Below are 12,672 nucleotides of genomic sequence, written 5' to 3' on the forward strand. Positions count from 1 at the left end.
TGGCCCGCCCGCCCCAGCCCTCCCCACCCTTCCTGCACATCCACCCGTATTGACGCGGGTGTCGTGCCGTCTTTACGCATAACTCCTGCAAATTCGGCGCTGAGAAAATGCGAAGCCCGGTTTTCCGCGGCAGTCGTGAGTACACGAACACGATTTGCAGGAGTTATGCACAATTGTGCGCGGCGAGGTGCTCTCCCCAGATCACTGGGATGGTGTCGGAACGGCCCTCGCGAGCCGACACCATCACGGCATGACTTCCTTCACGAGCCTGGACTTCGGACCGAGACGAATCGTCCATCGTCATGAACTTCTCAGCGCGGGTATGACTGGGGCCCAGATCACCCTTGCTGTCCGCACCGGGGCACTTCTGCGCGTGCGCCGCGATCACTACGCCCGGCCGGGGACCGACCGGCACACGATAGAAGCGGTCTGTGTCGGTGGGAGGCTGGCCTGTGTGTCCGCGGCGAACGAACTGAAGATCTTCGCCTTCGACGCACAGTTCACCCATCTCCACGTCGACCGGTACGGGTCGCGGCTGCGCGCCCCACACAGCCGTTTCGTTCGATTGGCGGATGCCCCGCGCGATGGCGTCGAATTGCACTGGGGTCCCCTTCTTGATGCTGGAGACGGCACGGAGTACTGCGTCGGCGCTCGGGATGCCCTGGTCCAGATCATCCAATGCCAACCGCGCAATTTTGCCCTTGCCGCTCTCGATACGGCTTTGCATGAGGGACAAATCAACTCGGGCGATGTTCCGGAGATCTTTGCGCATGTGCCGGCCAAGTATCGGGACCTGCAATCCCGAATCGATGCGCGGTCCGACGCGGGGCAGGAAACGGTGCTCCGGCAGCTCATCCTCGACGCTGGTCTGCGCTGCGATATCCAGGTGAAGATTCATGGCGTGGGCCGCGTGGACCTGCTCGTAGAGGGATGCGTCGTCGTCGAGGCTGACAGCAACCAGTTTCACAAATCCTGGAATGACCATATCCGGGACCGAACCAGGGACCGTCGGCTCGCCGAGCTCGGGTATCCGTCGCTACGCGTGCTTTATCAGGACATCATGTTCGATCCTGCGGGCGTGGTCAGAGCCATCCGGAAACTCGTGGACCTGTGCAACTTCGGCAGCGCTCACGCCTGACCGAGTGCTCGGCACCCACCGCACCGCCCGCCGCACCGACCATTCTGACCGTCAATGTCGTGCATAACTCCTGCAAATTGCAGTACACGGAACCTGACACCCGCAGAACGACAGGCGTCTTGGCGAGAGCGCCGTCAATTTGCAGGAGTTATGCCAAGGACAACGGCGCGAGGGTGAGGTGCGCGTGACGGGGGCGGAGCGGGGTAGGCGGGCGGGGTAGGCGGGCGGGGTAGGCGGAGCGGGGTAGGCGGAGCGGGCTAGGCGGGGCGGGCGCTGAGAGCGGCGGGCAGGGCGGCCAGGCCGGTGATCCGGAGGACGCCCAGCCGAGCGGCCTCGGCCGCGTCGGGGCCGCCCGGCGCACCGGTGCGGTCCAGCCACACCCCGGTCAATCCGGCCGCCGCGGCTCCGATCGCGTCGGTGCGCAGCCGGTCGCCCACGTAGACGGTCTGCTCCGGCGCCGCCCCGAACACGGCGCAGGCGTGGTGGAAGATGCGGGGGTCCGGCTTGGCGAAGCCCAGATCACCGGAAGCGATCACATGCTCCAGCCGCCCGGAGAGCCCCGTGTCAGCCAGCTTCAGACCCTGAGGCGTGGACTCGCCGTTGGTGATCAGCCCGATGCGCACGTCCGGGAAGTCGGCGGCGAGGGTGTCGAGGCAGGGGAGCGCATCCGGGTGGAGGCGCCAGCTTGCCCGATAGTGCAGGAAGTACGCGTCGAACCAGGCCGTCGCCGCCGGCCCGGACAGGGTGACGCCGTGGGCCGCCGCGAAATCCCGGGCCCGCGCCTGTCGCTGTCCGGCGAAGTCGAGGCTGCCGGCGAGATACGCGTGGTAATGCCGCTCCTCGAGGTCGTCCCAGAGCGCGAGTGCCACACCGGGGTCAAGGGGGGCGTAGGCGCCGCCCAGGGTTCCCAGATGGGCACGGATGCCGTCGGTGACGGCCCCGCGATGAGCGAACAGGGTGTCATCGAGGTCGAAGAGAACGACGGCGGGCACGGGCATCCGTTACCCGGCGAACCCGGCGAACCCGGCCGACCCGGCCGACCCGGCCGACCCGGCGAACCCGGCGAGCCCGGCCGACAAGGACACGGCGACGGCGACCACCACGCTAGCGGCGCGGCAGCAGGCCGACGCGGTCGTAGGCGCGTGCCAGCGTCTCGTTGGCCACCCCCGCGGCCCGGTCGGCGTTCTGGGCGAGGAGTCGGTCGAGTTCGGCGGGGTCGTCGAGCAGTTCGAGCACGCGCGCCCGGATCGGCCCGAACGTGCCGGTGACCACCTCGGCGAGCCCCTTCTTCAGGTCGCCGTAGCCCTTGCCCGCGTACTCGTCCTCGAGCGACTGGATGCTGCGCGACGCGAGCACCGAGTAGATGGTCAGCAGGTTGGCCACGCCGGGCTTGTTCTCGCGGTCGAAGACCACGCTGCCCTCGGCATCCGTGACGGCGCGCATGATCTTCTTCGCCGTCACCGCCGGCTCGTCCAGCAACCAGATCACGCCGGCGTGCGACTCCGCAGACTTCGACATCTTCGAGGTCGGGTTCTGCAGGTCGTAGATCTTGGCGGTCTCCTTGACGATGGCGACCTCCGGCACGGTGAACGTCTGCCCGAACCGGGCGTTGAAGCGGGCCGCGATGTCCCGGGTCAGTTCGACGTGCTGGCGCTGGTCCTCGCCGACCGGCACGATCTCGGTGTCGTACAGCAGGATGTCCGCGGCCATCAGCATCGGGTAGGCGAACAGTCCCACGGTGGTCGCGTCCGATCCCTGCCGGGCGGACTTGTCCTTGAACTGGGTCATCCGGCTGGCCTCGCCGAACCCGGTGATGGTGTTCAGCACCCAGGCCAGCTGGGCGTGCGCGGGGACATGCGACTGCACGTACAGCGTCGACACCGACGGGTCGATTCCGCTGGCGATGTACTGCGCGGCGGTGCGGCGGGTGTTCTCCCGCAGCTTCACCGGGTCCTGCGCCACGGTCAGGGCGTGCAGGTCGACGATGGAGAAGTACGCGTCGTGGGTCTGCTGCAGCGCCTTCCAGTTCAGGAGGGCGCCGATGTAGTTGCCGATCTGCAGGGAATCGGCGCTCGGCTGCATGCCCGAGTAGAGGCGGGGCTTGTTCATGGGATCAGATCTTTTCGTGGCGTGGGGCCGCCGGGTAACCGGCGGCGCGAACTGGTGGGGGAGGTCAGATGGCGTAGTCGACGACCACGGGAGTGTGGTCGGACCAGCGCTGGTCGTAGGCGGCCGCGCGGTCCACGGCGTAGTCGGTGACGGATGCCGCGAGCGCCGGCGTCGCCAGTTGGTAGTCGATCCGCCAGCCGGTGTCGTTGTCGAACGCCTGGCCGCGCCACGACCACCAGGTGAACGGTCCGTCCACTTCGCCGGCCCATTTGCGTCCCACGTCGACCCAGCCGAGGCCGGCTCCGGCGTTGTAGCCGGGTTCGTCTTCGGCACCGACGATGCGGTCGAAGTAGGCGCGCTCCTCGGGCAGGAACCCGGCGCGCTTCACATTGCCGCGCCAGTTCTTGATGTCGATCTTACGGTGGCCGACGTTCAGGTCGCCGAGCACGACGGCCCGGTCGCTGTGCGCGGCGAGTTCGGGCAGGCGCTCGAGCATGGCGTCGAGGAACTTGTACTTCTCGACCTGCTTGGGGGTGTCGACCGTGCCGGAATGCACGTAGGTGCTCACGACCGTGATCAGCTTGCCGTTGACCTCGTAGTCGGCTTCGAGCCAGCGGCCGGCGCTGTCGAATTCCGTGGCGCCGAGTTCCACCCGGTGGATGCTCGCGGTCGACCGGCTGGCCAGGGCAACCCCGGCGCGGCCCTTCGCGGTGGCGGCGTCGTGCAGGATGCTCCACTCCGGTCCGAGGAGGCCCTCGAGGTCTTCCGTCGACGCCCGCACCTCCTGGATGGCGAGGATGTCCACGTCACGGTCGGCGAGCCACTCGCCCATGCCCTTGCGGTACGCGGCCCGCACGCCGTTCACGTTGACGCTGGCGATCCGCAGCCGCGTGGTGGCGGGAGCGACGGACGAGACAGGTTCGGATGCGGCAGTCGAGTCGGAAGGCATTCCCCAACTCTACTTTGGCTCTAGCCGGGGCCGTCGGCGTCGAGGGCCGCGGCCCGCTTCTCGGCGGCGCGGAGGCGACGCGCGGTCAGCAGTCGCTGGGGCCAGTGCGCGGTGTCGTGCGCGAGGCGGGCGTCCCGCAGCTCGGCCGTCACGACCACGCGGAACGCCTCCTCTTCCTGCCGGCGCTTCTCGGTGGCGACCTCGTCGGCGCTGATCCGTCTGGGGGACAGTCCGGCGTCGTCCATGCCGACGGCGATCCAGGATGCCGCGAGCAGGGTGAGCGTGCTGGTCAGGTTGAACCAGATCAGGAGCCCGATGATCACGGCGAATGCCGCGAGCAGCGGGTTCCGGCCGGCGCCGGCGAGCAGCGTGCTGCCGAGGATCTTGAGCACTCCGAGCCCCACCGCGCCCAGAACGGAGCCGGTGATCAGCTGGCGCAACGGGATCCGCACCCGGGAAAGCACCCGGAACAGCGCGGCGAGGGTGACGGTGTCGATCAGGAGCACGAGGATCAGGCCGATCGCGCGGGCGGCGCTGTTGAACCAGAACGAGTCCCGCGAGATCCCGAACACGCCGAACAGGGCGCCGAGCGCCTCCGTACTGGCGAGCGAGATCAGGGCGGAGGTCACGAGCACCACCGCGAACAGCAGGCCGAGGCCGAGTTCCCGCAGCTTCACCCAGAGGATGAAGGTCGTGTCGCGTGGCATCCGGAAGATGGTGCGCACCGCCTGGGCCATCGTCGAGAGCCAACCGAGCACGGTCGCAAGCAAGCCGACCAGGGCGATCACTCCGGACCAGCCGAAGACCCGGGCATTGGCGAGGACGCTCGGGTCGATCACGCCTTCCTCGCCGATCAGCCCGGGAATGGACTGGTTGATGAAGGAGTAGAGCGTCAACTCGAGGTCGGGGTTCGACGTGATCCACAGCCCGGCGACGGAGAAGGTCAACCAGAGGGCGGCGAAGGTGGCGAAGATGGCCTGGTAGGAGATTCCGCCGGCGAGGATGGGACCGCCGCTTTCACTGAACCGGTTGAAGACGCGCACGGGGCGCGAGCGCATGATCCGCGCAGCGAGGGTCTTGGTCCGGTCGATCACCGCGGGAGTATTCACCTGCCCAGCCTAAACGGCAGCCCGGCGGCCGAGAATGCGAAAGGCCGGCCTCCCGCGACGAATCGTCGCGGGAGGCCGGCCTCGGAGCGCCGGCCGGCTACGCGGTGCCGCGCAGCATGGCCTGCTTGACCTCGGAGATGGCCTGCGTGACCTGGATCCCGCGGGGGCACGCCTCGGTGCAGTTGAAGGTGGTGCGGCAACGCCACACGCCTTCCTTGTCGTTCAGGATGTCGAGGCGCACGGCGGCGTTGTCGTCGCGCGAGTCGAAGATGAACCGGTGCGCGTTGACGATCGCGGCCGGGCCGAAGTACTGTCCGTCGGTCCAGAACACCGGGCAGCTCGACGTGCACGCGGCGCAGAGGATGCACTTGGTGGTGTCGTCGAAGCGCTCACGCTGCGCGACGGTCTGGATGCGCTCCTTGCCGTCGGTGGGGGCGTTGTTGGCCACCAGGAACGGCTGCACGGCACGGAACGATTCGAAGAACGGTTCCATGTCCACGATCAGGTCCTTCTCCAGCGGGAGACCCTTGATGGCCTCGACGTACACCGGCTTGGTGATGTCGAGGTCCTTGATCAGGGTCTTGCAGGCCAGCCGGTTGCGGCCGTTGATGCGCATCGCATCCGAACCGCAGATGCCGTGCGCGCAGGAGCGGCGGAAGCTCAGGCTGCCGTCCTGCTCCCACTTGATCTTGTGCAGGGCGTCGAGCACCCGGTCGGTCGGGTACATCTGCACGTCGTAGTCGTCCCAGTGCGGTTCGTCGTCGACTTCCGGGTTGTACCGGCGGATGATCAGGGTCACGGTGAAGGATGCGATCTCCTCCGGCACGACGGGCGCGCCCATGGTTGCGGTACTCAACTCAGTACTTCCTTTCCATCGGCTGGTAGCGCGTGATGGTGACTGGCTTCCAGTCGAGCGCGATGTGGTCGGCGGCTTCGGCGGAGAGCGGGTCGCCGGTCAGGTACGCCATGGTGTGCACGAGGTAGTTCTCGTCGTCGCGCAGGGGGAAGTCGTCGCGCATGTGCCCGCCGCGGCTTTCCTTGCGGTTGCGGGCGGAATACACCACGACCTCGGCCAGGTCGAGCAGGAAGCCGAGTTCGACGGCCTCGAGCAGGTCGGTGTTGAACCGGCGGCCCTTGTCCTGCACGCCGATGTTCTTGTACCGCTCGCGGAGCCCGTGAATCACATTGGTGACGTCGGAGAGTGACTCATCGGTGCGGAACACCTGTGCCTTGGCGTCCATCGTCTCCTGCAGCTCCTTGCGGAGCACGGCGATGCGCTCGGTGCCGGTGGAGGAGCGGATGCCCTCCAGCAGTTCGCGCACGCCCTGGGCCGGGTCGGCCGGCAGCGGTGTGAACTCGGCGGTCTTGACGTACGCGACGGCGTTGTTGCCGGCGCGCTTGCCGAACACGTTGATGTCGAGCAGGGAGTTTGTGCCGAGCCGGTTGGAGCCGTGCACGGAGACGCAGGCGCACTCGCCGGCCGCATACAGGCCGGGGACGACGGTCGTGTTGTTGCGCAGCACTTCCGCATTCACGTTGGTCGGGATGCCGCCCATCGCGTAGTGCGCGGTGGGCATGACCGGCACCGGCTCGGTGACCGGGTCGACGCCGAGGTAGGTGCGGGCGAACTCGGTGATGTCGGGCAGCTTGGTCTCGAGCACCTCGGCGCCGAGGTGGGTGCAGTCCAGGTACAGGTAGTCCTTGTTCGGACCCGCGCCGCGGCCTTCCGCGACCTCCTTGACCATGCAGCGGGCGATGATGTCACGCGGGGCGAGGTCCTTGATGGTGGGGGCGTAGCGCTCCATGAACCGTTCGCCGGCCGCGTTGCGGAGGATGGCTCCCTCACCGCGCGCACCTTCGGTGAGCAGGATGCCGAGGCCCGCCAGGCCGGTCGGGTGGAACTGGAAGAACTCCATGTCCTCGAGCGGCAGGCCCTTGCGCCACACGATTCCCACGCCGTCGCCGGTGAGGGTGTGGGCGTTCGAGGTGGTCTTGTAGATCTTGCCGAAGCCGCCGGTGGCGAAGATGAACGCCTTCGCCTGGAAGACGTGCAGCTCTCCGGTGGACAGGTCGTAGGCGACGACGGCCGACGGCTGGTCGACCCCGTCGACCGGCGTCATGACCAGGTCGAGCACGTAGAACTCGTTGAAGAAGTTGATGCCGCGCTTGACGCAGTTCTGGTACAGGGTCTGCAGGATCATGTGGCCGGTGCGGTCGGCGGCGTAGCAGGCCCGGCGAACGGGCGCCTTGCCGTGGTCGCTGGTGTGGCCGCCGAACCGGCGCTGGTCGATCTTGCCCTCCGGCGTGCGGTTGAAGGGCAGGCCCATGTTCTCGAGGTCGATGACCGCGTCGATGGCTTCCTTGGCGAGGATCTCGGCCGCGTCCTGGTCCACCAGGTAGTCGCCGCCCTTGACAGTGTCGAAGGTGTGCCACTCCCAGTTGTCTTCCTCGACGTTGGCGAGGGCCGCGGCCATCCCGCCCTGCGCCGCACCGGTGTGTGAACGCGTGGGGTAGAGCTTGGAGATCACGGCCGTGCTGGCGCCGGAGCCGGCTTCGATGGCGGCACGCATGCCGGCACCGCCGGCTCCCACGATGACGATGTCGAACTGGTGGTAGTGCACACCGTCTACGACGGTGGACTCGGTGGGCGCGGTGAAAGCATCCGTTGACATATGAGTGTTTGCAGCTCCTAGATGGCCGAGCAGAACGAGGGGAGGAGATCGGCGGGCGAGCCGGCCGGGCAGGGGTCGAATGTGAAGACCACGAGGGTGCCCAGGACGATCAGGATCACGACGGCCGCCAGGATGGCGGACTTCAGGATGCCGCGGGTGAGGCGCTGGGTGGCGTAGTCGTTGACGAGCGTGCGCATGCCGTTGCCGCCGTGGATCAGGGCGAGCCAGAGCATCAGCACGTCCCAGACCATCCAGAACGGGGTGGTCAGCTTGCCGGCGACGAAGGCGAAGTTGAGGGCACTGACCCCTTCACCCACCATCAGGTTGACGAACAGGTGGCCGAAAATGAGTACGACCAGCACGACGCCGGAGACACGCATGTAGATCCAGCCCCATTTTTCCCAGTTGACGCCGCGTTTCTTCGGCGAGCGGGCGTACGGGCTGCGGGGAGCTTCGATTGTGGTTGTCATGGCTCTTCCCGCCTAGTGGCTGAACACGTTGATCAGGTGGCGCGGCACGAAGGCGAGCATCGTTACCACCCACAGGGCGATCACGACGTAGAACATGGCCTTCTGGTACTTGGCGTTCCAGAAGTCGATCAGGATGATCCGCAGCCCGTTGAAGGCGTGGAACACGATGGCCCCGACGAGTGCGACCTCGCCCAGCCCCATGATCGGCGTCTGGTAGCTGGCGATGACCGCGTTGTAGGCCTCCGGGCTGACGCGCACCAGCGCGGTGTCCAAAATGTGAACCAGCAAGAAGAAGAAGATCGCTACACCGGTGATGCGGTGGAGGACCCACGACCACATGCCCTCGCGGCCCCTGTACAGGGTTCCGGCGGGGCGACGTGACGTCGTCTTCTGCTGGGATGTCAGTGTCGCTGCCTGCTCTGGCATGAACCCTCCCTGGCTAAGTAGCGGCCTCGACGAATCAGGCCGGCAATGCGCCGTGCGCACGTAGATCCAGTCTAAGTGTCTCTGCGCCGAGATAAAACGCGATTGTCCCGGCTAACGCTGCATTGACAGCGGAACCGCAACCATGGCGTTCACGGCGGCGCGTTCGTCGATGACCTGCTGGTAGTGATCGAGCAGTGTGCCGCAGACGTTTTCCCAGGTTCGGCCGAGCACGCTCCGGCGCCCGGCCTCGCCCATCCGTCGCCGCAGGGCCGCATCGGACACCAGGCGGGTGACGCAGCGGCGCAGGTCGGCTTCGTCGTCCGGGGTGAAGAGGAAGCCGTTCACACCATGGTCGATCAGGTCGATCGGGCCTCCGGCGCGCGGGGCCACCACCGGGAGCCCGGCGGCGTGGGCCTCCTGCAGGGTCTGGCCGAAGGTCTCCTCGGTGCCCGCGTGCAGGAACAGGTCGAAGCTCGCGTAGGCGCGGGAGAGGTCCACCCCGTCCAGCCGGCCGAGCCAGGTCACCGGCAGTCCGGCGAGTTCCTTCTCGAGGGCCGGTCGGGACGGGCCGTCGCCGACGAGGGCGAGACGGATGCCGGGCACGCCCCGCAGACAACGGAACCGCTCCACCTGCTTCTCGGGGGCCATCCGGCCGACGTAGCCCACGACGACTTCGCCGTTCGGCGCCAGCCGGCGTCGGAGGGCGGACACTTCCGGGTCGGACCTCCGATTGGGGTGGTAGCCGACCAGGTCGACGCCGCGGCTCCAATGCGCGAGTCGGCGGAGGCCGATCCGGCGCAGGTCCGCCATCGAGGCGGTGGACGGGACCAGGGTGAGGTCGGCTCCTTCGTGCACCCACTTGACGAAGCGCCAGGCCGACTGCGCGGCGGGGCCGAGCCTGTTGCGGCGGGCGTAGCCGGCGACATCCGTTTGGAAGACGGCGACGCTGGGCACACCCTGCCGGTTCGCCGCCGCGATGCCCTGCGCGCCGAGCAGGAACGGCGAGGCGGCGTGCAGCACGTCGGGCGCGAAGTCGGCCAGCAGCCGATGAACCTGCGGGCTGGGCAGGCCCACCGGGAACTGCCGGTAACGGGCGGCCGGCACGCTGTGCACCGGGAACCCGGCGTACCGGTCCGGAGCCCCGGCCGGTGCGATGACCATGGCGTCGTGGCCGGTGGCGGCGAGGTGCTCGAGCACCCGGCACACGCTCGTGGTGACTCCGCTGACGGTGGGCAGGAAACTTTCGGTGATGAGTGCAACCCTCATGCTCGGAGCGTAGGCAACTCCTCCGGCGTGCAGGTGAACGCACCGTGAACAGCGCGGACCGGGCGGTAGTCTGGCCGAATGCTGCATTCCACGGAACCCCTCGACCGTTTCTACAGCGTGATCCCGGCCGGTGGAATCGGGTCCCGGCTGTGGCCGTTGTCCCGCGCCGACGCCCCCAAATTCCTGCACGACCTGACCGGCTCCGGCCAGACGCTGCTCCGCTCCACGTGGGAGCGTCTCGCCCCGCTGTCCGGCGAGCAGCGCATCATGGTCGTCACGGGCCGGGCGCACCGTGCCGCCGTCGAGGAGCAGCTGCCCGAGCTGGCCGACCTGAATGTGGTGCTCGAAAGCGAGCCGCGGGAGTCCACCGCCGCGATCGGCCTGGCCGCGGCGATCCTGGAGAGGCGGGAGCCGGGCGTCATCATCGGCTCCTTCGCCGCCGACCACGTGATCAAGGGCGCCGCCCAGTTCCGCCAGGCCGTGGCGGAGGCGGTCACCGCGGCCGACGCCGGCTACATCGTGACCATCGGCATCCAGCCCACGGAGCCGGCCGTCGGCTTCGGCTACATCAAGGCCGCCGGCCCGCTGAACATCAGCGGCGCCGCCAGCGCCCTGTCGGTCGACTCCTTCGTGGAGAAGCCGGACGAGGCCACCGCCCAGGACTACCTGGCGAACGGCAATTACTTCTGGAACGCCGGCATGTTCATCGCCCGCGCCGATCGTCTGCTGGAGGAGATCGGCGCCGCCGAGCCTGCGCTCCTCGCCGGGCTGCTGGAACTGGCCGAGGCCTGGGACACCCCTCGCCGCGGCGCCGTGGTCGACCGGGTCTGGCCGCGCCTGAAGAAGATCGCGATCGACTATTCCGTCGCCGAACCGGTGGCCGCGCGCGGCAAGCTCGCCGTGATCCCCGGCCAGTTCGACTGGGACGACGTGGGAGACTTCGCGTCGATCGCGAAGATCCATGCCAACGGCCGCAAGCGCGACCTCGCCATTCTGGGTGAGGGTGCCCGGGTCCTGGCCGACTCGTCGAGCGGAATCGTGGTCAGCCACACGGGCCGCATGATCGCGCTGATCGGGGTTGAGGACATCGTCGTGGTGGACACTCCGGATGCGCTGCTGATCACCACCAGCGCCAACGCGCAGAAAGTGAAGGCCGTCGTCGACGCGCTCAAGTTGTCCGGCAGCAGCGACGTGCTCTGACGCGCCTGAACCCCCCGATCGGGGTGCTTTTCGGTCGGGGGCCGCGGTCACGGAGGCCGGAGCGGGCTCGGCCAGTGTCGCGTCTTGATAACCTTTCGCGAACAGTCGCTGTTTGCTCCTCTGAGCAGAGAATCATTCGGTAGCGTGGAAACCAATTAAGCCCCCTGCGAACCCCGCGCCGGGCGACCATTGGAGGTCATTTTGACAATCATGAAACGACGGGTCGCATTCAGCGGCCTCGCCACGCTCGGCGTAGTGGCACTTCTCGCAGCGTGTGCCCCGGCGCCGACCGATGAGGGAACCTCGGGTGGCACCGCCTCCGACTACGTGCCCTGCATCGTCTCCGACTTCGGTGGCTTCGACGACAAGTCCTTCAACCAGTCCAGCTTCGAGGGCATTACGAAGGCGTCCAAGGACCTGGGGGTCGACTTCAAGCAGGCCGAGTCCAAGTCGGAAGACCAGTACGGCCCGAACGTCTCCAGCATGGTCGACCAGGGTTGCGACTTCGTCCTCACGGTCGGCTTCGCCCTGGCCAACGCCACCCGCGACGCCGCTCAGGCCGCGCCCGAGACCAACTTCGCGCTGATCGACTCCGCGCTCTCCAATGACGACTTCAGCCCGCTCGAGCTGGACAACGTGAAGCCGGTCCTCTACGACACCGCGCAGGCGGCGTTCCTGGCCGGCTACCTGGCCGCCGGAACCAGCAAGACCGGTGTGGTCGGCACCTACGGCGGACTCCAGTTCCCGTCGGTCACCATCTTCATGGACGGTTTCGTCGACGGTGTCGCGTACCACAACGAGAAGAAGGGCACCAACGTCACCGTCAGCGGCTGGGACAAGGCCGCCCAGACCGGCCTGTTCGCCGGTGGCTTCGACGACATCAACCAGGGCAAGGCGCTCAGCACCACCCTGATCGATGCCGGTGCAGACGTCATCCTCCCGGTTGCCGGTCCGCTCTTCCAGGGCACCGCGCAGGCCATTCAGGACTCCGGCAAGGACGTCGCCATCATCGGTGTCGACAGCGACCTGTTCGAGACCACTCCCGAGTTCGCTTCGCTGTACCTCACCTCGGTGCTCAAGCAGATGACGGATGCCACGGAGAAGATCATCGTCGACGACGCTGAGGGCGACTTCTCGTCGACCCCCTACGTCGGAACGCTCGAGAACGGCGGCGTCGACATCGCCCCGCTGCACGACTGGGAGTCCAAGGTCGACCCCGCGGTCATGACCGAGATCGAGGCCATCAAGGCCGACATCATCAGTGGCGCTCTCAAGGTGGAGTCGCCCGCGACCCCGAAGTAGCATCACCCGACGTCGGGGAGGCACGCATTCT

12 protein-coding genes are annotated in these 12,672 nt (G+C 67.6%); 3 read left to right on the plus strand and 9 right to left on the minus strand.

Features of this window, described 5'->3' with window-relative positions; translation table 11 throughout:
- Positions 1–250: 250 nt before the first annotated feature.
- Entirely contained in the window at positions 251–1,138 is an 888-nt protein-coding gene (locus AC0J5J_RS12570) for an endonuclease domain-containing protein (RefSeq protein ID WP_474898300.1), read from the plus strand.
- 257 nt (positions 1,139–1,395) lie between these two features.
- Here AC0J5J_RS12570 and AC0J5J_RS12575 read toward each other — a convergent pair whose 3' ends face one another.
- From AC0J5J_RS12575 to AC0J5J_RS12615, 9 genes are all read right to left on the minus strand, one after another.
- Positions 1,396–2,130 carry an HAD family hydrolase gene (locus tag AC0J5J_RS12575; RefSeq protein ID WP_474898301.1) on the minus strand — a complete coding sequence of 245 codons (735 nt, stop codon included), beginning with the start codon at positions 2,128–2,130 and terminating at the stop codon, positions 1,396–1,398.
- Positions 2,131–2,242: 112 nt separating this feature from the next.
- The gene (gene trpS / locus AC0J5J_RS12580; RefSeq protein ID WP_474898303.1) at positions 2,243–3,247 is read right to left on the minus strand and encodes a tryptophan--tRNA ligase; all 1,005 of its coding nucleotides are present in this window, start codon (positions 3,245–3,247) and stop codon (positions 2,243–2,245) included.
- A gap of 64 nt (positions 3,248–3,311) precedes the next feature.
- Positions 3,312–4,196 (minus strand): exodeoxyribonuclease III, encoded by an 885-nt coding sequence (locus tag AC0J5J_RS12585; protein ID WP_474898305.1) that lies wholly within the window; start codon positions 4,194–4,196, stop codon positions 3,312–3,314.
- 20 nt (positions 4,197–4,216) lie between these two features.
- Complete coding sequence (locus tag AC0J5J_RS12590; protein ID WP_134424799.1) at positions 4,217–5,305, minus strand: YihY/virulence factor BrkB family protein; 1,089 nt, start codon at positions 5,303–5,305, stop codon at positions 4,217–4,219.
- Between the two features lie 97 nt (positions 5,306–5,402).
- Positions 5,403–6,146: a succinate dehydrogenase iron-sulfur subunit gene (locus tag AC0J5J_RS12595; RefSeq protein ID WP_134424875.1), complete on the minus strand. Its 744-nt coding sequence runs from the start codon at positions 6,144–6,146 to the stop codon at positions 5,403–5,405.
- A 16-nt stretch (positions 6,147–6,162) separates the two neighbouring features.
- Positions 6,163–7,977 carry a succinate dehydrogenase flavoprotein subunit gene (gene sdhA / locus AC0J5J_RS12600; RefSeq protein ID WP_474898307.1) on the minus strand — a complete coding sequence of 605 codons (1,815 nt, stop codon included), beginning with the start codon at positions 7,975–7,977 and terminating at the stop codon, positions 6,163–6,165.
- A 17-nt stretch (positions 7,978–7,994) separates the two neighbouring features.
- Positions 7,995–8,447: a succinate dehydrogenase hydrophobic membrane anchor subunit gene (locus tag AC0J5J_RS12605; protein WP_134362637.1), complete on the minus strand. Its 453-nt coding sequence runs from the start codon at positions 8,445–8,447 to the stop codon at positions 7,995–7,997.
- A gap of 12 nt (positions 8,448–8,459) precedes the next feature.
- A complete protein-coding gene (gene sdhC / locus AC0J5J_RS12610; RefSeq protein ID WP_134424801.1) occupies positions 8,460–8,873 on the minus strand; it encodes a succinate dehydrogenase, cytochrome b556 subunit in 414 nt (137 codons plus the stop codon).
- 111 nt (positions 8,874–8,984) lie between these two features.
- Entirely contained in the window at positions 8,985–10,139 is a 1,155-nt protein-coding gene (locus tag AC0J5J_RS12615; protein WP_474898308.1) for a glycosyltransferase family 4 protein, read from the minus strand.
- A gap of 78 nt (positions 10,140–10,217) precedes the next feature.
- Here AC0J5J_RS12615 and AC0J5J_RS12620 point away from each other — a divergent pair, with 78 nt between their 5' ends.
- Positions 10,218–11,339 carry a mannose-1-phosphate guanylyltransferase gene (locus AC0J5J_RS12620; protein ID WP_134424803.1) on the plus strand — a complete coding sequence of 374 codons (1,122 nt, stop codon included), beginning with the start codon at positions 10,218–10,220 and terminating at the stop codon, positions 11,337–11,339.
- Positions 11,340–11,549: 210 nt separating this feature from the next.
- Positions 11,550–12,641, plus strand: a complete 1,092-nt coding sequence (locus tag AC0J5J_RS12625) for a BMP family lipoprotein (protein WP_134424876.1) — start codon at positions 11,550–11,552, stop codon at positions 12,639–12,641.
- The last annotated feature ends 31 nt before the right edge of the window (positions 12,642–12,672 follow it).

The organism is Cryobacterium sp. TS_SC_7, assembly GCF_056156285.1.